The following is a 25,960-nucleotide window of genomic DNA, read 5'->3' as shown; positions in this document are numbered from 1 at the left end:
GCAGGGGCCTTTGGCCCTTTGCGGTTTTTTTGTTTTTTCTTTAGTAGATAGACAAGGTTTCACGACCCTTAACTTTTTTTGTCGGGGACCGTCAAATCGCCGACAGCATCCTCGCCAATCTCGCAGTAGTTTAGGGCAATCGCTGGCGAATGGCTGCTGTCAATCACTGACAGAAAGCCGGCATTGCTTCTGCTCAAGCAGAGTAAGCCACTGTCCCATAAGGTATAAAGGGCCTTTTTCCGGGGTTTGTCGGGACAGGCTTTTTTGTCGGAAATTTCTTATGACTTACCTTCCGTTTCTGACAAACTTTCTCAGACCCGCCACTATATAATGAGAACCATAAATTTGGAAACGGGTGGTGTAGAGTAATGAGTAAAAGCAATGTGGTTAATTTGCCGGAGTGGACAAGAACAGGAAACAAGGACAACAAGGCACAAAAAGAAAGCTTGGGATCGCGTCTGAAGACATGGGCACAGAACCAGCGGGCCCTTCAGCTGCTGGCAGCGAAGAAATGGATGCTGCTCCTTAGCGTTATGGGTTTCCTGCTTGGACGAGCTACTATCTTGAATGAGCTGTCCCCGTTCGCTATCGCTTATTTTGCCGTCATTATGTTTATGCGCAGAGACTCTATGCTCCCCGTGGCCGTAGCGATTATCGCAGGCAGCCTCTTCACGCCTTTCCCTGGAGGCCTGGTGATTGCTGCAGAGTTGATAATATTTATGTTGGTCTATAAGGGAATGGAAAGCTTCCAGCGTATTGACCTTTCTTATGCCCCGCTTATGGTCTTCGTATCCTCCTTTATGGTCGGTCTGTTCCAAATCGTGATTGGCCCTTCATTCACCTGGTATCCGATGATGATGATGACCCTCGACGCAGGCCTTGGTTTCGTACTGACGTTGGTATTCGTGCAGGCGCTTCCGCTACTGACTTTTAGGCAGAAAAGCCGATCGCTGCGTAATGAAGAAATTCTCTGCTTGATTATATTGCTCGCCTCCGTAATGACCGGACTGGTCGGCTGGTCTGTAGGAGGGCTGTCTCTGGAGCATATTCTTTCCCGATACCTTATCCTATTATTTGCAATGGCTGGCGGTGCCCCGCTAGGGGCCGCTGTTGGGGTCGTTACAGGGCTAATCCTCAGCTTGGCTGATATTGGGGCGATCTATCAGATGAGCCTGCTAGCTTTTTCCGGGATGCTGGCGGGCATGATGCAGGGAGGCCGGAAAGGTGCTGTTTCGATCGGAATGCTGCTGGGCTCCAGTATTCTGTCCGTCTATTTCACGGGTCCGGGTGACATGATGGTTTCAACATGGGAGACTTGTGTAGCGGTGGTGTTATTTCTTCTGACTCCGCGCAGCATGATTTCGGCAATTGCCAAATATGTACCGGGTACAGCCGATCATAGTCGATCTCAGCATGAATATGCCCGCAGGGTACGGGATATTACGGCAGAAAGGGTGACACAGTTCTCGCAGGTATTCCGCCAGCTGTCCAGTAGCTTTGGGCAAATCTCACGCGCCGGAGAGGCGGGAACAGCCGAACGTGAAATGGAGGATTTCATGAGTACGGTGACGGACAATGTCTGCGCAGGTTGCGTGCGCCGTGGTCATTGCTGGGATGCGAAATTCTATCAGACCTATCGTTATATGACGGACATGATGACTACCGTGGAAGAATGCCCGGATGTGACGGCCGCTCAACTCCCCCCTGAGTGGAACCGGATTTGCGGCAAGACGGGTGAGGTTCTGGAGTTCATGAAGGGTCAATATGGCCTTTACCAGCATGATATGCGGTGGAAAAGACAAATATACGACAGCCGGCAATTTGTTGCCGAGCAGCTGTCCGGCGTCTCCCAGGTGATGGAGGACCTGGCCAAAGAAATTAAGCGGGAAGGACAGGCGATGTATCGCCAGGAAAGCCAGATTCGTGAAGCCTTGGAGAAGCTGGGCTTGTCCATCCATAGCATTGATATATTAAGCCTTGACCCCGGACGCGTAGAAATTGAGGTCGTTCATGCCTATACTCGTGGGTTCGATGAATGCCGCAAAATGATTGCCCCGCTGCTCTCGGACATTCTTAATGAGAACATAGCTGTCATGAGCGAGACGGCAGTCCATCCCCGTGAAGGGCTTTCGATGGTTACGTTCGGATCGGCAAAAGCATATGAGGTAAATACCGGGATAGCTAATGCGGCCAAAGGAGGGGACTTACTGTCCGGTGACAGCTTCAGTACCGTCGAACTGGGCAACGGAACCTTTGCTGTATCGATCAGCGATGGAATGGGCAACGGCGAGCGTGCACGGATGGAGAGTAGCGCGGCGCTGGGAATGCTGGAGAAGCTGCTGCAATCAGGCATGGATGAGAAGCTGGCGGTCAAATCCGTCAATTCGGTGCTGATGCTCCGTTCCCCTGACGAGTTCTATGCTACCGTGGATATGGCGCTGATTGATCAATATTCTGCACAGACTACTTTTATGAAAATCGCCTCCGCGCCTAGCTTTATCCGGCGGGGAAGCGAGGTGATTCCTGTGACAGCTAGCAATTTGCCTATCGGCATTATTCAGGATATGGAGGTGGACCTGATCACCTTGCAGCTCCATCCGGGCGATATTCTCATTATGATGACCGACGGTATTTATGATGCACCGGGATATGCCGTTAATAAAGAGATATGGATGAAACGAATGATACAGGAGCTTGAGGGCCATGATCCGCAGGATATGGCTGACACCCTTCTAGAGAAGGTCATTCGTTATCAAGGCAATGAAATTCATGATGATATGACCATCGTCGTCAGTCGGATCGACCATTATCATCCGGAATGGTCCAGCTTGCAGCTGCCTGGAATTGGGCGAATGGAGCGCCCGCGTACGGTGAGCTAGAGTGCAACTGCTCTGTTCTTTTGTGTCTAAACTGCCGAGTCGAATGAAATGATGACTCGCCACCACTTGTTCCTCCCCACCCAAACACCGCAATTTTGTGGTGGTGTTAGGCTTTTGAAAAAGTGAATGGTATGGAACGAAAGAGAAATTTTGGAGCTGTAGAAGCGAAGCGTTCGCCTTTAATCTCTGATTTCGACCACTATAACGGTTCTGATGAAAGAAATCAGAGAATAACAGCGATCGAAAGCCCAACATTTCTCGCAGTTCCCCTTCATTCACAGTCTTTCTAAAAGCCTTTCACATCACAAAATGCGAGTTTGAAATCTCTCATTTCTGGACATGCTAGAAACAGAGGTTTCAGACAAAAGGGGAGTGAATGGTTATGAAGCAGATTCTGCTCATTACAGACGGATGTTCGAACGTGGGGGAAAGTCCGGTGATGGCAGCGGCTCATGCCCTGCAGGAGGGAATCACCGTTAACGTGGTCGGTGTGATTGATCATGGAACAATTGGCGAGCTGGGTAGCCGGGAGATTGCCGATATTGCGAAGGCCGGAGGGGGGCTGAGCCGTATAGTCGGAACACCGCAATTGGCCCAAACGATACAGATGATGACGCGAAAGACTGTAGTTCAGACCATTCAGCAGGCGGTTAATAAAGAGGTGAAAAAAATACTCGGTGATGGCTCGCTGGAAGAATTGCCACCGCTACAGCGTTCTCAGGTCGTCAATGTCGTGGACGAGCTGACGGAAACATCGCCGCTGCGTATTGCTCTGCTTATTGATGCCAGCGCCAGCATGAAGCCCAAGCTTGCTGCGGTAGAGGATGCTATCCGAGATCTGGCGCTAAGTCTGGAGGCACGGGAAGGTAAAAGCGAGATCGCTGTCTTTCATTTTCCCGGACGCACCAGCAGTGAGGATGCAGAGCTTGATATGGACTGGACCAGCAACGTGTCTGGTGTCCGCTCTTTGTTCTCCAAGCTGCGGATGAGAGGCGCCACTCCTACAGGACCAGCGATTTTCAGGGTGCTTGAGCATTACCGTTATGATACACTGGATGGACATCATGGACGCCTGATGACTGAAGATCTAGACGAAAGAGAAGGGATGATTGGTGGGTATGTCGTCTAATCCGCCTTATCCTCTCGGCACCGTTATCACCGGGAAATGGCGGGGAAACCGTTATGTGATACAGCGATTGCTGGGCAGGGGCGCGAATGGAACCGTATATCTCGTGCAGCGACAAGGGAGGCGGGAATACTATGCGCTTAAAATAGGATACGATGCGCTTGATCTGCAATCCGAGATCAATGTGCTCACTTCCTTGCAGTCCCGCCGGAAGCGCAATGAATACCGCGCCCAGCGGGAATCGCCCTTGTCGTCCTATCTGCTGGAAGCAGATGATTACAGGGAGGACGACAATAAGCCGTTCTACGTAATGAGATATGTGCAGGGCAGACCGCTGCATCATTTTCTTTCTAAGAACGGACCGGACTGGCTTGGGCTTGTGGGCCTGAAACTGCTTGATAAGCTGCGCAGGCTTCATGAATGCGGCTTTGTATTTGGTGATTTGAAGCCGGAGAATGTTATGGTTTCTGACGTCGGAGAAGCGGAACTGATTGACTTTGGCGGCGCAAGCCCAATGGGCCGGAGTGTGAAGCAATTTACTGAATGGCATGACCGTGGCTTCTGGAATGCTGGCAGCCGGACAGGGGATGAGGCTTATGATCTGTTTGCCTTTGCCGTTCTCTGTCTTCGCCTGCTCAATGAACCTGGTCTGAAGAGTGCAGCTCTGCAGCTTCCGCAGACGCGAAGTGTGGATGAACTGTTGAAGCTGGCCCGCAGCCTGCCGGATAAGAAGTTGTCCTCCTGGATTTGTCATGCGCTGAAGGGTGGATTCAACGGCTCGGCCGAGGCCATGGAGGTTTGGAAGAATCATATATATGGCTCGCGTAAGGTCAGACCAGAGCATATGGCTACGCCCCGCTGGCTGAAAAACGCGTTTGGCTTGTCTTTATTCATGCTGGCCTTTACAATTTATTGGCTACTGCGATTTTGAAATTATACATACTGCCGGTATACGAACCTGTGCAAACGGCCGGGCGGGAAGGGAGCCGCATATGGAGCAAATGAACGGACTGGTGGATGCTGTACTGGAGTCTGCAGCTGAGCATGGGCTGTGGTCGCCTCATGACACCATTGTAGTCGCAGTATCCGGCGGACCGGATTCTGTGGCTCTTTTGCATGTACTGCATGAAATTGCGGCAAATCGGACACCTTTAAAACTAATATGTGCCCACGTAAATCATGGATTCAGGGTGGAGTCGGTAGAAGAGGCAGAGCTTGTTCGTCAGTTGGCGGCAGAACTCGATATTCCTTTCGAAATGGCGGAGTTTGATATTCCTACTCTGGCCAAGGACAGTGGTCTTGGTCCGGAGGGAACTGCCCGGGAGAAGCGTTATCAGTTTCTTATTGATACCGCTCACCGGTATGGGGCTCAAGCTGTCGCGCTGGCCCATCATGCCGATGATCAGGCTGAGACCGTACTGATGCGGCTGTTGCGTGGGAGCGGGCTCTCGGGACTGGCCGGCATGAGATGGAAGCGGTCTGAAAAAAAGGTGCAACTCATTCGCCCCTTCCTCCGTATTAACAAAACGGCCCTTGTGGGCCTGTGCCAGGAGAATGGTTATCCCTATGCGGAAGATGCCAGCAATCTGCTGACGCAATATACGAGGAATGCTGTGCGGCTGGAGGTGCTGCCTTTTCTGGAAAGATACAATGGACGCTTGGGACATTCTTTGCTGCAACTGGCAGAGATTGCTGGAGCCGAGGATGATTATATGGAGGAAGCTGCTACCAGATGCTTTGATGAACTGGTTTCCGTAAATAGCGGGAAATATACATTTGAAAGGGTATCCTTTGCGGCCGTACCCTCCGCTTTACAACGGCGTTTGATTAAACTAATATTAAATTATCTGTCGGCGGATTCTTCCATTACGGATTTCTCCAAAATTGAATCTGTACGGCGGCGGACATTACAGGAATATCCTACGACCTGGAGTCTTGATCTGGGCGGGGGGCTTACCTGTATCCGGCAATATGACATGATGTTGTTCTCGTCCAAGCCTCCGAAGGTGCAGGCAAGCTATACATATCGGATTTCTTTGCCCCAGACCCGGCTTTCGCTCGGTGAGATTGGGAAAGTGATGACGATGACGGTGCTGGAGAGAGAAAGCTTTTTTTTACGCGGGGAGCAGTCTGAATTGATGTCGGCATGGTTTGACTTAGATGAATTGGTCTTTCCGCTGACCATCCGTTCCAGATTGCCTGGAGATACCATTAAGGTTATGGGATTAAACGGAAGCAAAAAGGTAAAAGATATTTACATTGATGATAAAATACCTTCTTCCGAGCGATCTATAATTCCCCTCGTGTGCGATGGTTTGGGCAATATCGTCTGGATTCCGGGCGTAAGACGCTCGATGCATGCCGCAGTAGGGCGGCATACGGCCGCGGTCCTTCTCCTGTCGCTAGAAGACGGTGATGGGACTGAAGAAACGTAATGGTCGAAGTAAGTCTTTCATAGTATAACTTAGGAGGTCTCGCAAGTTGCAAAATGATATTAAAGAGGTTTTAATCAGCGAAGAGGAAATTCAGCAGAAAATCAAGGAGCTTGGCACTGTGCTGAGCAAGGAATATGCAGGACGTAACCCTTTAGTGATCTGTGTTTTAAAAGGTGCGTTTATATTTATGGCAGATTTGGTTAAAGTCATTACAGTACCTCTGGAGATGGACTTTATGGCCGTATCGAGCTATGGAGCATCTACAAAGTCTTCCGGCGTTGTCAAAATCATTAAAGATCTTGATGTGTCGGTAGAGGGCCGTGATGTGCTGATCGTTGAGGATATCATCGACAGCGGCCTTACGCTCAGCTACCTGATCGAACTGCTGCGTAATCGTAATGCTAAGTCAGTCTCAGTAGTTACCCTGTTTGACAAACCTGCGGGACGTACAGTCAACCTTGAAGCAGAGTACACAGGGTTTGTATTGCCCGATGAATTTGTTGTGGGCTACGGATTGGATTATGCCGAGCGGTATCGGAACCTCCCTTACGTCGGCGTGCTGAAGCCTGAAATTTATTCCAACTGAACAATTGACAGCCTTACAGCTGGTGATCAGACTCCAGGACTTCCCTTATTTGAGGTGTCCCGACAGGCTATGGTACAATAACTTGAGTGTTGTGAGAGGAGGTAGGGGATGAATCGGTTCATCCGGAATTCTGGTTTTTATTTGATTTTATTTTTAGTCGTGGTGGGCATTGTCCAGTTTGTAAGCAATGGAAATGAATCCGCCGATTTCCCTAGATATGACCAGTTAAGACAGGAAATCAAGAGCGATAATGTGAAGAGCGTAACGGTTCAGTTTGAAGGCAACGCGTTCCTGGTTACAGGTGAGTATAAAGAGCTGCCGGCAGACAAAAAATCTAAAAGCTTCTCCACATATATCCCTCCTACAGATGCTGCTCTTAACGAATTGGTTAAGGCCAGTGATGAACACGGCGTAGAGTATGAGCAGAAGAAGATGCAAGGCGACAGCATTTGGCTGACGTTCCTCTCCTCCATTATCCCGCTGGTGATCATGTTCATCCTGTTCTTCTTCCTGTTCAATCAGGCGCAGGGTGGCGGCGGCAAGGTCATGAATTTCGGCAAGAGCAAAGCCCGGTTATATAATGAAGAGAAGAAGCGAATCAGCTTTGAGGATGTTGCAGGGGCCGACGAAGAGAAGCAAGAGCTTGTCGAGGTCGTGGAATTCCTGAAAGATCCGCGCAAATTCGCTGCTGTGGGTGCACGTATCCCTAAAGGCGTATTGCTCGTAGGTCCTCCGGGAACAGGTAAAACCTTGCTGGCCCGTGCGGTAGCTGGTGAAGCCGGTGTTCCATTCTTCAGTATCTCCGGTTCTGACTTTGTGGAAATGTTCGTCGGTGTCGGTGCTTCCCGTGTACGTGATTTGTTCGAGAACGCCAAGAAGAATGCGCCTTGTATCATCTTCATTGATGAGATTGACGCAGTCGGACGCCAACGTGGCGCTGGCCTCGGCGGTGGACACGATGAGCGTGAACAGACACTCAACCAATTGCTCGTTGAAATGGACGGCTTTGGTGGCAACGAAGGTATTATCATTGTAGCGGCAACTAACCGCGCAGATATTCTTGACCCAGCCTTGCTTCGTCCGGGACGTTTTGACCGTCAAATTACGGTTGACCGCCCTGATGTGAAAGGCCGTGAAGCAGTACTGAAAGTTCACTCCCGCAACAAACCGCTGACGAAGGATGTTAAGCTGGATGTAATCGCCAAGCGTACAACTGGATTCACCGGTGCTGATCTGGAGAACCTCCTGAACGAAGCGGCATTGCTCGCTGCACGCCGCAACCGCAAGGATATCTCCATGCGTGAAGTGGATGAAGCGATTGACCGCGTAATTGTGGGTACGGAGAAACGCAGCCGTGTTATCAGCGACCGCGAGAAGCGTATTGTGGCTTACCACGAAGCGGGTCATACCATTGCTGGTTACTTCCTGGAGCATGCCGATATGGTGCATAAAGTAACGATTATCCCGCGCGGACGCGCAGGCGGATATGTCATTATGCTTCCTAAGGAAGACCGGATGCTTGCAACCAAGCAGGAATTGCTTGATAGAGTAACGGGATTGCTTGGTGGCCGTGTCGCTGAAGAAATGTTCATCGGCGAAATCGGTACAGGCGCATACAGTGACTTCCAACAGGCTACGTCTATTGTTCGTAGCATGATTATGGAGTACGGTATGTCTGATAAGCTGGGACCTCTGCAGTTCGGAACATCCCAAGGCCAAGTATTCCTGGGCCGCGATATCGGGCATGAGCAGAACTACAGTGACTCCATCGCTTATGAAATTGATCAAGAAATGCAGAACTTTATCCGCACGTGCTACGAGCGTTGTAGAGAACTGTTGACCAAGTACTCCAAGGAAATGCACCTTATTGCTAACACCTTGCTTGAGAAGGAAACACTGGAGCTGGATCAGATCAAAGAACTGATCGAGCAGGGTTACCTGTCTGAAGATGGCAAGCCTGAGGAATCCGAAGGTGTTGCCCATGAGGGTGGAGAGCCAGTAATTGATTCTATCGGAGATGTGCGTGTGCGTATTCAAGGCAAGCCTGAGGATACCCAGTCCACATCACCGGATCTGGCCAAGGATATCCCGAACAATCCGGGATCTGAAGGCAATGATGGATCGGATGATAATAAGGGCGGCGGAAGTCTTTCCTAAGTTGTCTTTTAACTAAATTAACTGCTGCAAATCCGGAGAACGGTTATGTTCTCCGGATTTTTTGTGTCTGCACTCTGGAAAAGAAGTCGTGGGCTGTCTTTCCAGTTACATTGACAGGGGCTGGAACGTTGTGTACATTAGTGATTAATATTACTTACTTTTTATATGATCCAATTTGACATGAACGTGCCGGCCTCAAGCCGCGAAGACATAAGGGGGAGTACAGACCATGGAAGCTTTGGCGCTGGAGCGCAAGCAGGAACAGAATCGTGAACTTCGTATACGTCTCGAACAGCTTAAGAAAGAACGAAACGCAATCATTTTGGCTCATTACTATCAACGGGATGAAATTCAGGAGGTTGCTGATTTCCGGGGTGACTCGTTTTTGCTGGCTCAGAAGGCAGCGGAGACAGATGCAGAAGTGATTGTGTTCTGTGGTGTGCATTTCATGGGGGAAAGTGCTAAAATTTTGGCGCCTAACAAGACAGTAATCATTCCTGATGAACGCGCCGGCTGCCCAATGGCTGATATGGTCAATGTGGAAGGACTTCGTAAGCTGAAGGCTCAACACCCTAATGCTAAAGTCGTTACTTATATCAATTCGTCCGCAGAAATCAAGGCGGAGACGGATATTTGCTGTACCTCCGCGAATGCGGTGAAGGTCATTGAATCGCTGGATGCCGAAGAAATCATCTGGGTACCGGATAAGAATCTCGGACAATATGTTCAAGATCAAACCGGCAAGAAGCTGATCATTTGGGAAGGCTACTGCAATACCCACGACATGTTGACAGTCAAGGATGTAGTGGAGATGAGAGCCAAATATCCTGACGCAGAGTTCGTGGTTCATCCAGAATGCCGCCCTGAAGTTGTAGCCATGGGGGATTATGTTGGTAGCACCACCTCGATTTTGGAATACTGCCGCAAGTCGGATCGCAAGCAGTTTATTGTTGGCACCGAAGATGGTACCGGATATCAGCTCCGTAAGGATAGTCCGGATAAAGAGTTCCATTTTGCCACAAAGTTTCTTGTGTGCCCGAATATGAAGGTTAATAATCTCAAAAAATTGGTGAAGGCCCTGGAAACGATGAAACCGCAAATTTACGTTCCACCCGCTATCGCCGACAAAGCCAGAACTTCCTTAGAGCGCATGCTACTAGTCAAGTAGCATGCGCTACTCTTTCGTTGAAACAGGTGAGCGGTCATGATTCCACAATATTTGGTTGATTTTGATCTCCGGGATATTCCAACTGTAAAAACGGATTGCATTGTCATAGGCTCCGGAATTGCCGGATTATTCACAGCAATTAAAGCCAGTGAAGACCGGCGTGTCATTATGATTACTAAGAAGTCGCTGATGGAGAGTAATACCCGCTATGCACAAGGTGGAATTGCTGCAGTTATTTCCGATGATGATTCCCCGGCCTACCACCGCCAAGATACCTTAATGGCGGGAGTAGGCCTCTGCTCTTCTACTGCTGTGGATGTCCTCGTCAATGAGGGTCCAGAGGGTGTGCATGAGTTGATCAGACTTGGTACATTGTTCGATAAGGAAGATGGTGTTCTGGCGCTGACCCAGGAAGGGGCACATAGCCATCGTCGTATTCTCCATGCCAACGGGGATGCTACAGGCTATGAGATTGTAAGGGCCTTGGGGCAGCAGGTGGCGGAGCATAACAATATTGAAGTATGGGATGATCATTATGTTATAGATCTCATTACTGAGGATGGGGAATGCGTCGGCGTACTGTTGCAGCAGCCAGATGGCGGAAAGCTATTTCTGCAAGGGGATGCAACAATATTGTGTTCGGGCGGGGCGGGGCAGTTATACCGTTATACGACTAACCCTGAGGTTGCTACCGGTGACGGTGTGGCCATTGCATATCGGGCAGGTGCTCATATTCGTGATATGGAGTTCATTCAGTTTCATCCTACAGCACTCAGTTACCCCGGCGCCCCTCGGTTCCTGATCTCGGAGGCGGTACGCGGGGAAGGTGCGGTGCTGCGTAATATCAACGGGGAACGCTTCATGGAGCGGTATCATGAATTGCTCGAACTGGCACCACGTGATATAGTTGCCCGGGCGATTGTAAGTGAGATGGAGCTGACCAAATCGACTTTTGTCTATTTAGATATTACCCATGAATCGGCAGAGATGGTAAAGCATCGTTTTCCAACCATATATGAGACTTGCATGAGCTACGGACTGGATATTACCTCAGATTGGATTCCAGTGGCTCCAGCTGCGCATTATATGATGGGGGGCATCAAGACTGACCTGAACGGGGAAAGTAATATTTCACGCTTGTTTGCCTGTGGTGAAGTGTCTTCTACAGGTCTACATGGAGCAAACCGCCTGGCGAGTAATTCTTTGTCCGAAGCTGTTGTATTCGGCCGACGGATTATTGATCGGGTTCGTGAACTGCCACCTCTGGGTCGTGATGTGAATGCTGTCAGCATTCAGGAAGGACGTACGGAAGCTTCGACCCAGGCTATTGTGGAACGCCGTTTGAAGCTGCAAAAGGTGATGGTCCGCTATGCCGGACTTCGGCGTAATGAGGAGATGCTGTCTAAAGGTTTGGAAGAGCTGAAGCGGCAGGTGCCGATCTTTGGGGCATCATTATCTAAGCGTGAAGAATACGAATTCGCCAACATGCTGACCTGCTGCCTGCTGATCACAGAGTCGGCGCTCGCTCGGCAAGAAAGCCGTGGAGCGCATTACCGTGAGGATTATCCGCAGCGCAATGATGAGGAGTGGCGCAAACACCTGCTCCAGACTCGTGAGCTGGGAATAGTGGAGGAATTAAGCGATGATGTTTAACGGATATAATGAAGAACTGGTACAATCCATCAAGTCATGGCTACGTGAGGATGTGGGCTCGGGTGATATTACTACCCAGACTACAATTCCTGCCGGACATGAGTCGAAGGCTATAATACATGCTAAGGAGAGCGGGGTCATTTGTGGCCTGCCTGTGGCGGAGCTGGTGTTCGAGGTAGTAGATCCGTCACTGACGTTTACGGCCCATGTCCAGGAGGGGAAGATGCTGGAAAAAGGCACTGTTATCGCCGAGGTAGAGGGAAGCACACATGCTATCCTGACAGGTGAACGACTTGCTCTTAATCTGATGCAGCGGTTATCGGGGGTGGCTACACGCACATCTTCTTTTGTGCAGGAGCTTGAAGGCCTATCAACCCGACTGGTCGATACTCGCAAAACGACTCCGGGCCACCGGATGTTGGAGAAATATGCAGTTCGAGTGGGTGGCGGGGCGAATCACCGTTTTGGATTGTATGATGCGGTGATGATCAAAGACAACCATATCAAAGGTGCTGGTGGAATCCGGCAGGCAATCGACCGGGCGCGAAAGAATATACCGCATACGATGACCATCGAGGTCGAGACGGAGAACCTGGAGCAGGTAGAAGAAGCATTGGCTGCTGGAGCCGATATCATTATGTTGGATAATATGTCTACCGACATGATGAAGGAAGCTGTAGCCAGAATTAAAGCGAAAGCGCCGCATGTGAGAACTGAAGCCTCAGGCAATGTGTCGCTGGAGACCGTACGGGGAATGGCTGAGACAGGTGTCGACGTGATTTCTGTTGGCCGCCTAACGTATTCTTTCTCCTCGCTGGATATCAGCCTGGACCTTAACGCCAAGAAGGAGGGTCCTGTCTCATGATGCTGGCAGTCGATATCGGTAATACTAATATTGTCCTTGGTGTATATAAAAAGCGGGAGCTACTGCATCACTTTCGGCTGAGCACCGCTCGTCAATCAACGGTAGACGAATATGGTGTGCTGATACACAATTTGTTTCATATGTCGGATATCTCGGTCAAGGATGTAGAGGGTGTCATTATATCCTCAGTGGTTCCTCCACTGGTTCAGACGATCGTTGATATGTGTGTAAAATATATTGGTAAAGACCCTTTGCTGGTTGGACCAGGGATTAAGACAGGACTTAATCTCCGGTATGAAAACCCGCGTGAGGTAGGAGCAGATCGGATCGTGAATGCTGTTGCAGCTATTGAACAGTATAAATGTCCACTTGTTGTTGTTGATTTCGGGACCGCGACTACGTTTGATTGCATTGATGGTGATGCTAATTATCTTGGCGGTGCCATTGTCCCTGGTCTAGGCATTTCTACCGAAGCGCTGTATCAGCGGGCTTCCAAGCTGCCTCGCATCGAACTGGAGAAGCCGAAAAAGGTGATTGGCCGTAATACAGTTCATGCGATGCAGGCTGGAATCATTTTTGGTTACGCAGGTCAGGTTGAAGGTATTGTCAAACGTATCAAGATTGAGATGAACGCGCCGGAGCTGAAGGTTATTGCAACGGGAGGGCTAGCCCCGCTTATTGCCGGAGAGACGGAATGCATTGATGAGATTAATCCGCTGCTCACGCTTGAAGGACTGCGCATTGTTTACGAACGTAATAAATAAGATTGCCTAAAGAGGCTATATAGGTTGAACTAAGAAAAGTAACATAAGGGGAATGGAATGGAGGGAAAGTTTGGAACTGAAGGAGCGACAGCGACCGCCTTTGTCTCCGGATTTTATCCGCGAATAGCGGTACAATCTAAAGAAATCTGGAGACAACAGCGGCCAAAAGTCCAAACATTTTCCGCAATGACGATCTAACCCCGTGTAAGAATCCTGGGTTCAATCTATATAGTTAGAATAAATGATAGGAGGAGTATGCACCCAATGGAAAATAAGAAGGATCGGCTTGTCCGGGGAACGGCATTTGACGGGAGAGTAAGAGCGTTTGCAGTCCGCACGACAGAATTGGTTGAAGAGCTGCGGCGTAGACACGATACATTTCCGGTGGCTACAGCCGCTCTGGGGCGCACCGTTACTGCTGCGTCCATGATGGGAGCCATGCTCAAGGGCCAGGAGAGACTTAATATTAATGTCAAAGGTAATGGGCCACTAGGTCGAGTATTGGCAGAGTCCAACGCTCTGGGAGAAGTTCGGGGATATGTGCACAACCCGCATGTTCATCTGCCGAGCAATAGTTTGGGCAAACTCGATGTGGCAGGTGCTGTCGGCACTGAAGGATTTATTGAGGTCATTAAGGATTTGGGAATGAAGGAGCCATACCTTGGCAGTGTCCCGATTGTCTCCGGAGAACTTGGTGATGATTTTACCTATTACTTCGCGGTTTCGGAGCAAACACCGGCGGCTGTAGGCTTGGGTGTATTAGTAGATACGGACAACTCCGTCATTGTTGCCGGAGGTTTTATCATTCAACTGCTTCCGGGTCTTACGGATGCCGAGATCACAGAGATTGAGCAAAAGCTAGGGACGATGCCTTCCGTTACCGCACTGCTGGAGCAGGGATTGGAACCTGAAGAGATGATGCGTTGGCTTTTGCCGGATGCTGTGTTGCTGGATGAACTGGATGTTCATTTCGCATGCCAATGTTCACGTGAACGGGTGGAGCAGACCTTGATCAGTTTGGGCCAGCATGAGCTGGAGCGTCTGATCGAAGAGGATGAAAAGGCTGAAGTAGTATGCCATTTCTGTAACGAAGCATATCAATTTAATAAAGAAGAAATGCAGGCGATCCTGGATCAAGCGACATCGTAGGGCCGGCAGATGATGACAAGACAGGAACGCGCGCTGCGCAATGCCGTTGTCCTATTAGCTGCTGCGACCTTGGTATGCGGAGGGCTGCTAATTTGGAGCCTGCGTGCCATGGCCGTTCTTGAAGGAAACGAAGGTGATCCGGAATCGCCAGATGTTGCTGCGGCGGGTGGACAAGAAATCACCGAACAGCAATGGATTGCTGAGTTAAAAAAGAAACACGGCTATGAGGTGCTATTGGAAATAATCAATCACATCGTTGTTGGCCAAGAAGCACAGAGCTTGGGAATCCAGGTGACGGATGCCGAAGTCAAACGAGAGCTGGAGCGCGTCATTGCTGGTTATCCGTCAGAAGAGCAGTACTACGCTCAAATGCAGTCTGAACTGGGCCTATCTCGTAATGATGTGCGGGAAGAGACCGTGTACCGGCTCACGCTTCAGGCCATAGCTACCGTTGGAATAACGATTAATGATTCCGACATTGACAGCTATCTGGAGCAGAACGAGGATCGCTATCGCCCTAAGAGAGAAATGCAGCTTTCTATGATTGAGGTGTCTACCTACAAGAAGGCACAGCGGGTCATGGACCGTTTGGAGAAGGGTGAGGATTTCGCCGCTTTGGCGAAGGAACTGTCTATTAACGAAGAGAGTCGATTGCAGGGCGGAAATCTGGGAACTGTAGAGGAAGATGATCCCTTCTGGCCGAAGGAGCTGCTGAGTACAGCGGCAGGACTGGATATCGGGGACATTGCGGGTCCGCTTCAGACGGATGAGGGCTATGCTGTAATCCGATTGGAACACAAAATTGAGCGTCCAGCACCGGATACAGAGGAGATACGATCTCAGGTTCGTCAGGAACTGGCTTTGGAGCAGGCGCCTACGCTTCGGCAAGTGGAGAGCGATTTGCGTCTCAAATATGAAACTTTAATAAATATTGACAATAGTCTGGAACATTGATAATATGTGATTATTGAAAACCTACTGATTTAGTCGGAAATAATTCATTGCACTAATATTCATTTACCATTCCAAGGAGGTTTTTGCTCATGGCTAAAGTCGTCAACAATGTTACAGAACTTATCGGAGGAACTCCACTCGTTCGTTTGAACCGCATTGTACCGGAAGGAGCAGCTGAAATCTATGTGAAGCTGGAATATCAGAACCCGGGCTCCAGTGTAAAGGACCGCATTGCAATCAGCATTGTGGAAGAGGCTGAGAAGGAAGGCCGTCTGAAACCAGGTGACACCATTGTGGAAGCGACCAGCGGTAACACCGGTATCGGTCTGGCTCTTGTGGCTGCTGCCAAAGGGTACAAGGTTGTTATTGTGATGCCTGAAACCATGAGCTTGGAGCGTCGGAACCTGCTGCGTGCTTACGGAGCGGAACTGGTGCTGACTCCGGGAGCAGAAGGTATGAACGGTGCGGTTAAGAAGGCAGAAGAGATTCTGGCCGAGAACCCAAGCTATTTCATTGCAGAGCAGTTCAAGAACAAAGCGAATGTGAAGATTCACCGCGAAACTACAGGACCTGAGATCGTGGAAGCGATTGAGTCCATCGGCGGACCGCTGGATGCATTCGTTGCAGGGATTGGAACTGGCGGTACAATCACTGGTGCTGGCGAAGTGTTGAAGAGCCAATATCCGGGTGTGAAAATCTATGCGGTAGAACCTGCGGCTTCGCCTATTCTGGCTGGTGGCAAACCAGGCCCACACAAGATTCAAGGGATCGGTGCGAACTTCATTCCTGAAATCCTCAACCAGGATGTTTATGATGAAATCGTTCATGTTGAGAATGAAGAAGCCTTCGAAACAGCACGTCGTGTAGCGAAGGAAGAAGGCATTCTGTCCGGTATTTCATCGGGCGCTGCGGTATTTGCTGCGATCAAGATCGCCAAGGAACTGGGTGCTGGTAAAAAGGTAGTCGCTGTGATCCCAAGTAACGGCGAGCGTTACCTGAGCACACCGCTCTATAATTTCGAAGTTTAATTAACTGCGTCTGTTCGGACGCTTCAGGGCCTTCGTCCCACCATATGGTGGAGGCGAAGGCCCTTTTTAATGTTTTAAAACGAGCATTTTGTTGTCGATTCTGCCTTGTAACACGTAATTTCTTACCTTGTACCTTGCCGTTGGTGGAGTTATTTTGCTGTGCGGTCTTTTCAAAAGGGCCAAATGTACAGTATACTGACAGGCAATATACCGATAATTAATAATGACTATAGGAAGTAATGCTAAACAAAACTTAAGTGAATGCTTACGGAGTAAGTTTTGTTACGTAGTGAAATCAAAGAAGCGTAGCTTCGCAAAATTAAGGGCTGCTTATGAAGCGAGTTTGTTACGTAGAAAGTTCAACGAAGTAATGCTAAACAAAACTTTTAGGAGGATGGCTTTGGAAATCTTAACGACACGGCAGTGGTGGGAGCAGTGGGCGAATGAAGGCTGGAGCACCCTGCCATTACTTATACAATCACAACAACAGTCCAGGGGTTTGCCTGCATCATGGAAGGCGGCATGGGAATTGGCATCTCCATACTCTGTCCTGCTGGAAAGCGGTAAAGGTGGCAGATACACGTATCTCGGTCTTACACCTGCTTCCGTACTGCAAGGGAAAGGCGATTCTGCCAAAGTAATCGACCCTTCGGCTGAAACAACTGATCTGGGATCGGGTGGCTCAACGCAAGCGGCGGCGAGCCTGCTGCAGGGTCAACCGCTGGAGGTGCTGCAGCGCTGGATGTCGGGCTACACCTCCCCGCGTCTGCCTCTTGAGGGCGTTCCGCCGTTTACGGGCGGCTGCCTCGGGTTTCTCGGCTATGATGTTGTCCGTTCGCTAGAACGCTTGCCGTCCCTGGCCGAAGACGATCCGGGGTTCCCTGATTATCTCTTCATGAGAATGGAAGAAGTATGGATTTATGATCATGAAACGGACATGCTCTATTGTGCGGTGCATGTGCCGCTGTCAGGGAAGGATTCGCCTCGCTCAGATGAAGTGGAACAGCTATACGATGATGCGCTGGGCCGTGCGGAGCGAATGCTGGCTCAGTGGGGTACGATCACATCCGCGGCGGGGCTAATAGATGACAGCGCCGAAATAGCCAAAATCTATGACCGTGTCACCGGAGAATGGCCAGGTATGTCCTCAGCCTTTACTAATGAGCAATTCCAGCAGGCTGTGCTGGACGTTCAGGAATACATCCGCAAGGGCGATGTATTCCAGGTTAACCTATCGCTGCGTCAGGAAGCAGCGCTGAAATCGCAGCCAGAGGATATCTACGAGTGGCTGCGCAGACTTAACCCGTCCCCATACATGGGGCTGCTGCGCTCTCCTGGCTTCGCGCTCTCCAGCGCTTCGCCCGAGCTGCTCGTCAAGCTGCACGGGGACAGCGTCAGCGCACGCCCCATCGCCGGCACCCGGCGGCGTGGGCTGACTCCCGCTGAGGATGCCGCCATGGAGGCGGAGCTGCGCGGGAGCGAGAAAGAGCGCGCCGAGCATATTATGCTCGTCGATCTGGAACGCAACGACATTGGACGTGTCGCTGCTTACGGCTCGGTCCATGTGCCCGAGCTGATGACTGTGGAGCGCTACTCCCATGTCATGCACCTGGTCTCGCAGGTAGAAGGCACCATTGCTCCTGGCAAAGACGCCTATGACGTCATCGCAGCTCTCTTCCCGGGCGGAACGATCACTGGCGCGCCTAAGGTGCGCACCATGGAGATCATTGAGGAGCTGGAGCCGGTCCGGCGTGGCCCATATACTGGGTCTATGGGCTGGATTGACTATAACGGCAATATGGAATTAAATATTATTATACGAACACTAGCTGTGCAGAACGGTATCGGATACATTCAAACGGGCGCGGGAATCGTGATCGACTCCGATCCGTACCGTGAATACCGGGAATGTCACAATAAAGCCAAAGCGATAGTCACAGCAGTTCTTTGTAGTGAACACACACAAGAATTGCAGGCTTCCGGCGGCGCCGAAGGGGGAGCAACATTATGATCTTGGTCATCGACAATTATGATTCCTTTACGTATAACCTGGTACAGTATTTAGGAGAGCTGGGAGAAGAAGTGAAGGTATCCCGCAACGACGAGATTAGCATTGAGGAGATTGAAAAGCTGGCTCCGGACCACATCCTGATTTCCCCAGGACCTTGTACTCCAAATGAGGCAGGTATCAGCCTGGAAGTGCTGCAGCATTTCAAGGGGATCATTCCGATCTTCGGAGTGTGTCTGGGCCATCAGGCGATCGGACAAGCCTTTGGAGGCAACGTCATCCGTGCTGAACGTCTAATGCATGGCAAGACCTCTCCGATCCACCATCACGGTACTTCGGTGTTTGAAGGACTGGAATCACCCTTCACAGCAACGCGCTACCACTCGCTGATCGTAGAGCGGGAGACCCTGCCGGACTGTCTGGAGATTACTGCTGAGACTGAAGAAGGCGAGATCATGGCCCTGCGCCATAAAGAGTACCCGATCGAAGGTGTACAATTCCATCCCGAATCCATTATTACGAATCATGGTCACACCATGCTGCGCAATTTCCTGAAACGGAGAGCCGGAGAAACGGCATGAACTATATAGGGATCAATGATGGCGTAGTCGACGCCAAGGAAGCCGTGGTTTCTGCTCTGGATCACGGCTTTTTGTACGGTATCGGACTGTTTGAGACCTTCCGCACTTATAACGGAGCCCCTTTCTTGCTGGAGCGGCACTTACAACGGCTGGCGTCAGGTTGCCGGGAACTGGGTATTCCTTTTGAACAGGAGCAGGGACGTCTATTGCAGTGGATCAAGCGGGTAATGGATAAGAACGGTCTGCAAGAGGCTTATATCCGCTATACAGTAACTGCAGGTGAGGATATTCTGGGATTGCCCGCGGGAGACTATAGTCAGCCTAATCACCTTCTATATATCAAGGAATTGCCCAAACTATCAGATAAGCTCTATACCGCAGGCAAGCCACTGCAATTATTGTCCCACCGCCGGAATACACCGGAAGGGACGCAGCGGTTCAAGTCATTGCATTATATGAATAACATTTTGGCCAAGCGTGAGCTTTCGGGATATGCCTCTTCTGCTGAAGGGGCCGAGGGCTTGATGCTTACTGCTGATGGCTACCTGGCTGAGGGAATAGTCAGCAATCTATTTTTTGTTCATCATAATGTGCTATATACACCTTCACTCTCTACAGGCATTCTTCCAGGCATTACCCGGGAAATGGTATTGGAACTGGCTTCTGGTGCCGGATTAAGAATTGAGGAAGGACAATATGATTGGGAGCATTTAAGATCTGCGGACGAGGTGTTTCTGACCAACTCCGTGCAGGAGCTTGTCCCAGTCACTGCATTGTGGGAACGAAATGAGCGTCACACCGTCGGAAGTGGAAGCTGCGGTGTCATTACTAAAGAACTGATCTCTTTATACAAAGAGAGAACGGGGGCGAGACAATGAAGCCTGTGATTTACAAGCGGACCTACCGCTGTGGCGATACGGAACTAACCTTGGGGCAGCGGACTCTTGTAATGGGGATTCTCAATATTACCCCGGATTCTTTCTCCGATGGTGGACTCTGGAATGAGCCGGAGAAGGCTGTTGAACATGCGCTACGAATGGCTGCCGATGGTGCAGATATTATCGATATCGGTGGAGAATCGACACGTCCTGGCCATAAACCGGTTAGTCTGGAAGAGGAATTGGAGCGGGTCCTTCCAGTCATCGAAAGCATCCACCGCGCCGCACCCCACCTGCCGTTATCGATAGATACCTATAAAGCCGAAGTGGCACGTCAGGCACTCCTGGCAGGTGCGCACATTATTAATGATGTATGGGGAGGCAAAGCCGATCCAGCGATGGCCAGAGTGGCCGCAGAAGCAGACTGCCCGATAATTTTGATGCACAACCGTCATGATCGCAATTACACTGATCTCATTATGGATATGTGTGAGGATTTAAAAGAGAGTGTACATCTCGCTCTTCATGCAGGCGTCAAACCGGAACGAATCATCCTTGATCCCGGAATCGGTTTTGCGAAGGATCAGGATGAGAACCTGAAGGCAATGACGGCTCTCGATACTTTGGCCGGATTAGGTTACCCGCTGCTGCTGGGTACCTCGCGCAAAAAATTCATCCGCACTGTGCTAGATTTGCCACCGGACGATGTCTTGGAGGGAACTGCTGCTACAGTAGCCTTTGGATTGGCTCAAGGCTGTCAGTTTGTGCGGGTGCATGACGTGGCTCTTATCAAGCGTACAGTGAAGATGTGTGATGCCATGCTATACGCTGCACCACCTGTGGTGCAGGAATAATTGATACTTGGAAGGGCGGCTGTCAGATGGATAAAATGAAACTGCACCGAATGGAGTACTATGGGTATCACGGAGTTTTTGAGGAAGAACGTAAGTTAGGTCAACGTTATTATATTGATCTGGAGTTCGATATGGATCTGCAGAATGCTGGTCTGAATGACGATCTCACACAAACAGTAAATTATGCCGAAGTGCATGATTTGGTTAAAAATATTGTCGAAACCAAGTCCTTTAAGCTGATTGAAGCTTTGGGTGAATGTATTGCATCACATGTATTGGACACTTATACTATTATCAATGCGGTAACGGTCAAAGTCACCAAGCCGCATCCGCCGTTCGACATTCATTTTCAGGGAGTGACCGTAGAGCTGCGCAGAACTAGAAAGTGAGAGTCGAACTATGAATAACCATTCCACCTCTGAGGAATCAGAGGCTTATATTGCTTTAGGGGCTAATTTGGGTGACCGTGAGGGAACCTTGAAGGAAGCCTTGCACCGGCTAGACAGTCATGATGGAGTTCAAGTCGTTCGTAGTTCGGGCGTGTATGAGACAGAGCCGGTCGGTTATCTCGATCAGCCGCAGTTTTTGAATATGGCAGCTGCGCTGCGCACGACCCTTGCACCGGAGACGTTGCTGGACGTCATGTTGGAGATTGAGAATCAGCTTGGGCGTACCCGCGATATCCTCAATGGTCCGAGAACGGTAGATCTTGATTTGTTGTGGGTAGAAGGAAAGACCTTCGATACCCGTAAGCTGACGCTGCCCCATCCGCGTATGCTGGAGCGCGCGTTTGTGCTTTTTCCGCTGAATGACATCGTTCCAGAGCAAGAACCCTCCGGACTCCGTGCCAGGGTCACAGAAGCGCTCCAAGATGTAGACGGAAAGGAAGGAATTCGGCTGTGGACAACAAGCGTATGGGAAGGCGGGTCAGGGCATTCCGTAAGCTGAAGGGCTTTACTCAACAGGAATTGGCCGATAGTACGGGAATATCTTTGGCTGTGCTTGGTGCAGTCGAGCGTGGTAATAGACGATTGGAAGATCAAATTTTAAATAAAATTGCGGACGTTTTAGGAGTCACGGTTCAAGAACTGTCCGACCCAACGTAACTCCAAAGAATAAAGGAGTGAAAGAAATGTTGAAGATTGGCGGCATCGAGATGAAGAACCAGGTTGTTCTGGCACCTATGGCTGGCGTATGTAACCCTGCTTTTCGTCTGATCGCCAAAGAGTTTGGCACGGGACTGGTATGTGCGGAGATGGTAAGCGATAAGGCGATCATCCATGGCAATAAGCGGACGCGCGAAATGCTATTCGTAGACGAGCGTGAGAAACCGCTGAGCCTGCAGATTGTTGGGGGTGACCGCACTTCATTGGTGGAAGCGGCTAAAGTAGTCGACAAGGAAACCAACGCCGATATTATCGACATTAACATGGGCTGCCCTGTTCCTAAAGTAACCAAGTGTGATGCAGGTGCCCGTTGGCTCTTGAATCCGGATAAAATCTATGAGATGGTGTCTGCGGTTGTAGATGTCGTGGAGAAGCCGATTACAGTTAAAATGCGGATCGGCTGGGATAGCGAGCATATTTTTGTCGAAGAGAATGCGCGTGCAGTGGAACGGGCTGGAGGTCAAGCGGTCAGTGTGCATGGTCGTACTCGGGAGCAGCTCTACACCGGACGTGCAGACTGGAACTATATCAAAATGGCCAAGGAAGCTGTGTCGATTCCCGTGATCGGCAACGGCGACGTGAACACGCCAGAAGATGCGCGGGCCATGCTGGATCAAACCGGCTGTGACGGTGTCATGATCGGTCGTGGGGCGCTAGGCAATCCTTGGATGCTGTATCGCACTATACAGTATTTGAGTACCGGTGAACTGATGCCTGAGCCGGGAGCGGAAGAGAAGATCAAGGTGGCCATTCTCCATATGGACCGTCTGATCGCGCTCAAAGGTGAAGCTGTAGCCGTGCGTGAAATGCGTAAGCATCTTGCTTGGTATTTGAAGGGCTTGAAGGCTGCGGCGCGGGTGAAGGACGTCATTATGGAAGAGACGAAACGCGATGAAATGGTGAAGATTTTGAATGATTTTGTCGAACAGTTGAAATATGAGGGAGATAACAGCAACCCGGGTACTGGAGCGACTCTTACTGCGGTGTAACCTTTCTTCAGCGAGCATGGTTTGAATACCCACAACATTATATGTGCCATCATTGACATTTTGTAGCGGTTCCAATATAATTTCTCAGTATAAAATCGCCGTTACAGTTAGATCAATGCAGCAAGGAGGGTTCTTAACCCTTCAGATTCGCATATAGTTATGGTGTTTTCAATAAATGTATACGACAGGAGAATCGGTTGAGATGAGCGATAAAGAAGTCATCCTTACCCCGGACGGACTGAAGCGTCTGGAAGAAGAGCTGGAGAACCTCAAATCCGTAAAACGCCGCGAAGTGGCCGAGCGGATCAAAGTGGCGATTGGCTACGGAGATATCAGCGAGAACTCGGAGTACGAAGACGCAAAGAACGAGCAGGCGTTTATCGAAGGACGCGTCATCACTTTGGAGAAAATGCTTCGCAACGCGCGTATTATCAATAGCGACGAGATCGTTACAGATGTTGTAAGCATTGGTGTTACCGTAAGTGTAGAGGATATGGAGTATGGCGATGTTATGGAATATACGATCGTCGGCACGGCTGAATCCGATCCGCTCAATAACAAGATTTCCAACGAAAGCCCTGTGGGCAAAGCCATCATCGGCAAGAAGCAAGGCACTATTGTGGATGTAAGTGTACCTGCAGGCGTTATTCAATATAAAATTCTTGATATCCGAATGAAGTAAGCACGGACGCTTGCCGTCTGATATAGCATTGCTGTGGCAAACACCGGTTTGGCTGAACCGGGCTGCAGACGCGGGAACATGTTTGGGAAAGCTTCCTTAGGGAAGCTTTTTTCAACATCAACCGGCAATACAGAACCACATATAGTTTCCTAAGCTGGAACGGGACTGTCCTCACAAAGGCTGAAGGGCGGCGCCGTTTCTTCTTGCGTATATGACATTAATGAGTTTAGAGGGGATGAAAGGCATGACTGAAGAATTGAATAACGATGCGATTCAGGAGAATGAATTAAGCGAATTGCTGCAGATCCGCCGGGCCAAATTGGACGAGCTGCGGGGATTAGGAATCGATCCTTTCGGCAAAAAGTATGAGCGTAACGCCAATGCGGGTGATTTGCTGAAGGAGTACGATAGCTTCATACAGGAAGAGCTGGAAGAGAAGAATGTCCAGGTCAGCGTAGCTGGTCGTATTATGGGTAAACGTAAGATGGGGAAAGCCAGCTTTGCGCATATTCAGGACCTTTCCGGCAAAATCCAAATCTATGTTCGTCAGGATAGCATTCCTGAGACCCAATATGCAGCATTCAATATTCTGGATCTGGGCGACATTATCGGTATAAAAGGTACCGTGTTCAAGACCAAAACAGGCGAGACCTCCATTAAGGTGAAGGATCTTGAAGTTTTGTCGAAGTCTCTGTTGCCACTACCTGAGAAATATCATGGTCTGAAAGATGTAGAATTGCGTTATCGTCAGCGCTATGTCGATCTGATCATTAACCCGGAAGTTCAGCAGACCTTCATTGCCCGTTCTAAAATCATCCAATCTATGCGTCGTTATCTCGATTCGCTCGGTTATCTTGAAGTCGAAACGCCGACTCTTCATGCCATTGCCGGCGGTGCCGCTGCTCGTCCCTTCATTACTCACCATAATACGCTCGACATGCAGCTTTACATGCGGATCGCCATTGAACTGCATTTGAAGCGTCTGATTGTTGGCGGTTTGGAAAAAGTATATGAGATTGGCCGTGTCTATCGTAACGAAGGTATCTCTACGCGTCACAACCCGGAATTCACGATGATTGAGCTGTACGAAGCCTATGCGGACTACCAGGATATTATGAACCTGACGGAGAACCTGATTGCTCATATCGCACAAGAGGTGCTTGGAACTCAGAAGGTTAACTACCAAGGGCAAGAAGTAGACCTCTCCCCTGGCTGGCGCCGTGTCTCCATGGTGGACGCTGTTAAAGAAGTAACCGGTGTTGACTTTGGTGTGCAAATGACTGATGAGGAAGCTCAGCAACTGGCGAAGGAGCACCGTGTGCCTGTTGAGAAGCATATGACCTTCGGACATATCCTCAATGCGTTCTTTGAGCAATTTGTAGAAGAAACGCTGATTCAGCCTACTTTTGTTATGGGACATCCAGTAGAGATTTCTCCTCTGGCGAAGAAGAATGATATTGATCCGCGGTTTACCGATCGCTTTGAGTTGTTCATCGTAGCTCGTGAGCATGCCAATGCCTTCAGCGAGTTGAATGATCCGATTGATCAACGCCAGCGGTTTGAAGCGCAGCTTCATGAGAAAGAGCAAGGCAACGATGAGGCGCATGAAATGGACGATGACTTCATCCGCGCGTTGGAACACGGAATGCCGCCTACTGGTGGACTCGGTATCGGTGTAGACCGTCTGATTATGCTCCTGACCAACTCTGCGTCCATTCGTGATGTGCTGTTGTTTCCACATATGCGCAATCGTACTGCCGAGTAAGTGCAGTCTTAGTAATAGATAAAGCAAGAAGAGCCAAGGGGACCTCTACAGAGGGTTCTGCTTGGCTCTTGTTTTATTGAATCTATTAATTTTCAAAAAAACACTTGCAATGGTCTTCTATACATGGTATATTCTAATTCCGGCCAAGAAATAACGATGCCGAGCTCGAAAATGAAATTCGAAAAACGAAATTCAAAAAAAAGAGCTTGACATTAAAACGCCGGACATGATATAGTATAAGAGTTGCTGCTGAGACATTAAGCGGACAACGAG

24 protein-coding genes are annotated in these 25,960 nt (G+C 49.8%); 23 read left to right on the top strand and 1 reads right to left on the bottom strand.

Annotated elements, in window-relative coordinates; genetic code table 11:
• Positions 1–68 precede the first annotated feature (68 nt).
• The gene (locus tag ACFVU8_RS29270; RefSeq protein ID WP_379470047.1) at positions 69–197 is read right to left on the bottom strand and encodes a hypothetical protein; all 129 of its coding nucleotides are present in this window, start codon (positions 195–197) and stop codon (positions 69–71) included.
• Positions 198–368: 171 nt separating this feature from the next.
• Between ACFVU8_RS29270 and spoIIE the strand changes: the two genes are divergently transcribed.
• The 23 genes from spoIIE to lysS all read left to right on the top strand — a co-directional run bounded on the left by spoIIE (position 369) and on the right by lysS (position 25,687).
• Complete coding sequence (gene spoIIE / locus ACFVU8_RS29265; protein WP_387432092.1) at positions 369–2,879, top strand: stage II sporulation protein E; 2,511 nt, start codon at positions 369–371, stop codon at positions 2,877–2,879.
• A gap of 382 nt (positions 2,880–3,261) precedes the next feature.
• Positions 3,262–4,008, top strand: coding sequence for a vWA domain-containing protein (locus ACFVU8_RS29260; protein WP_387432089.1), 747 nt, complete (start codon positions 3,262–3,264; stop codon positions 4,006–4,008).
• Positions 3,998–4,936 (top strand): serine/threonine protein kinase, encoded by a 939-nt coding sequence (locus ACFVU8_RS29255; RefSeq protein ID WP_387432087.1) that lies wholly within the window; start codon positions 3,998–4,000, stop codon positions 4,934–4,936. Before ACFVU8_RS29260 ends, ACFVU8_RS29255 begins: the two co-directional genes overlap by 11 nt.
• 61 nt (positions 4,937–4,997) lie before the next feature.
• Entirely contained in the window at positions 4,998–6,440 is a 1,443-nt protein-coding gene (gene tilS / locus ACFVU8_RS29250) for a tRNA lysidine(34) synthetase TilS (protein ID WP_175370208.1), read from the top strand.
• 46 nt (positions 6,441–6,486) lie between these two features.
• A complete protein-coding gene (hpt, locus tag ACFVU8_RS29245; RefSeq protein WP_175370207.1) occupies positions 6,487–7,026 on the top strand; it encodes a hypoxanthine phosphoribosyltransferase in 540 nt (179 codons plus the stop codon).
• Positions 7,027–7,134: 108 nt separating this feature from the next.
• Complete coding sequence (ftsH, locus tag ACFVU8_RS29240; RefSeq protein WP_175370206.1) at positions 7,135–9,183, top strand: ATP-dependent zinc metalloprotease FtsH; 2,049 nt, start codon at positions 7,135–7,137, stop codon at positions 9,181–9,183.
• Between the two features lie 229 nt (positions 9,184–9,412).
• Entirely contained in the window at positions 9,413–10,351 is a 939-nt protein-coding gene (nadA, locus tag ACFVU8_RS29235; RefSeq protein WP_175370205.1) for a quinolinate synthase NadA, read from the top strand.
• A gap of 36 nt (positions 10,352–10,387) precedes the next feature.
• On the top strand, positions 10,388–12,004 hold the full coding sequence (gene nadB, locus ACFVU8_RS29230) for an L-aspartate oxidase (RefSeq protein ID WP_387432085.1): 1,617 nt from the start codon (positions 10,388–10,390) through the stop codon (positions 12,002–12,004).
• Positions 11,994–12,869: a carboxylating nicotinate-nucleotide diphosphorylase gene (gene nadC, locus ACFVU8_RS29225; protein WP_387432082.1), complete on the top strand. Its 876-nt coding sequence runs from the start codon at positions 11,994–11,996 to the stop codon at positions 12,867–12,869. The genes nadB and nadC overlap by 11 nt, the downstream gene beginning before the upstream one ends.
• Positions 12,866–13,633: a type III pantothenate kinase gene (locus ACFVU8_RS29220; protein ID WP_175370202.1), complete on the top strand. Its 768-nt coding sequence runs from the start codon at positions 12,866–12,868 to the stop codon at positions 13,631–13,633. The genes nadC and ACFVU8_RS29220 overlap by 4 nt, the downstream gene beginning before the upstream one ends.
• A gap of 264 nt (positions 13,634–13,897) precedes the next feature.
• Positions 13,898–14,782 (top strand): Hsp33 family molecular chaperone HslO, encoded by an 885-nt coding sequence (hslO, locus tag ACFVU8_RS29215; protein ID WP_379470031.1) that lies wholly within the window; start codon positions 13,898–13,900, stop codon positions 14,780–14,782.
• Between the two features lie 9 nt (positions 14,783–14,791).
• Positions 14,792–15,736, top strand: a complete 945-nt coding sequence (locus ACFVU8_RS29210; RefSeq protein ID WP_387432079.1) for a peptidylprolyl isomerase — start codon at positions 14,792–14,794, stop codon at positions 15,734–15,736.
• 89 nt (positions 15,737–15,825) lie between these two features.
• Complete coding sequence (gene cysK / locus ACFVU8_RS29205; protein ID WP_175370199.1) at positions 15,826–16,764, top strand: cysteine synthase A; 939 nt, start codon at positions 15,826–15,828, stop codon at positions 16,762–16,764.
• 394 nt (positions 16,765–17,158) lie between these two features.
• Positions 17,159–18,775 (top strand): anthranilate synthase component I family protein, encoded by a 1,617-nt coding sequence (locus ACFVU8_RS29200; protein WP_387432077.1) that lies wholly within the window; start codon positions 17,159–17,161, stop codon positions 18,773–18,775.
• The gene (pabA, locus tag ACFVU8_RS29195; protein ID WP_066367848.1) at positions 18,772–19,353 is read left to right on the top strand and encodes an aminodeoxychorismate/anthranilate synthase component II; all 582 of its coding nucleotides are present in this window, start codon (positions 18,772–18,774) and stop codon (positions 19,351–19,353) included. The genes ACFVU8_RS29200 and pabA overlap by 4 nt, the downstream gene beginning before the upstream one ends.
• Positions 19,350–20,231: an aminodeoxychorismate lyase gene (pabC, locus tag ACFVU8_RS29190; RefSeq protein WP_379470023.1), complete on the top strand. Its 882-nt coding sequence runs from the start codon at positions 19,350–19,352 to the stop codon at positions 20,229–20,231. Before pabA ends, pabC begins: the two co-directional genes overlap by 4 nt.
• Positions 20,228–21,085 (top strand): dihydropteroate synthase, encoded by an 858-nt coding sequence (gene folP / locus ACFVU8_RS29185; RefSeq protein WP_379470021.1) that lies wholly within the window; start codon positions 20,228–20,230, stop codon positions 21,083–21,085. The genes pabC and folP overlap by 4 nt, the downstream gene beginning before the upstream one ends.
• Positions 21,086–21,111: 26 nt before the next feature.
• Positions 21,112–21,474 (top strand): dihydroneopterin aldolase, encoded by a 363-nt coding sequence (gene folB / locus ACFVU8_RS29180; RefSeq protein ID WP_066367836.1) that lies wholly within the window; start codon positions 21,112–21,114, stop codon positions 21,472–21,474.
• 10 nt (positions 21,475–21,484) lie between these two features.
• On the top strand, positions 21,485–22,033 hold the full coding sequence (gene folK / locus ACFVU8_RS29175) for a 2-amino-4-hydroxy-6-hydroxymethyldihydropteridine diphosphokinase (RefSeq protein ID WP_379470012.1): 549 nt from the start codon (positions 21,485–21,487) through the stop codon (positions 22,031–22,033).
• Positions 22,000–22,191, top strand: coding sequence for a helix-turn-helix domain-containing protein (locus ACFVU8_RS29170; protein ID WP_353615566.1), 192 nt, complete (start codon positions 22,000–22,002; stop codon positions 22,189–22,191). The genes folK and ACFVU8_RS29170 overlap by 34 nt, the downstream gene beginning before the upstream one ends.
• A gap of 26 nt (positions 22,192–22,217) precedes the next feature.
• A complete protein-coding gene (gene dusB, locus ACFVU8_RS29165; protein ID WP_387432075.1) occupies positions 22,218–23,240 on the top strand; it encodes a tRNA dihydrouridine synthase DusB in 1,023 nt (340 codons plus the stop codon).
• A gap of 202 nt (positions 23,241–23,442) precedes the next feature.
• The gene (greA, locus tag ACFVU8_RS29160) at positions 23,443–23,922 is read left to right on the top strand and encodes a transcription elongation factor GreA (RefSeq protein WP_379470006.1); all 480 of its coding nucleotides are present in this window, start codon (positions 23,443–23,445) and stop codon (positions 23,920–23,922) included.
• Between the two features lie 244 nt (positions 23,923–24,166).
• Positions 24,167–25,687 carry a lysine--tRNA ligase gene (lysS, locus tag ACFVU8_RS29155; RefSeq protein WP_387432073.1) on the top strand — a complete coding sequence of 507 codons (1,521 nt, stop codon included), beginning with the start codon at positions 24,167–24,169 and terminating at the stop codon, positions 25,685–25,687.
• Positions 25,688–25,960 lie beyond the last annotated feature (273 nt).

It is taken from the genome of Paenibacillus sp. NPDC058177 (assembly GCF_042883835.1).
Lineage (GTDB): Bacteria > Bacillota > Bacilli > Paenibacillales > Paenibacillaceae > Paenibacillus_AQ > Paenibacillus_AQ agri.
Note: the sequence above shows the minus strand (reverse complement) of the source record. Positions and strands in the feature narration are given on the sequence as shown.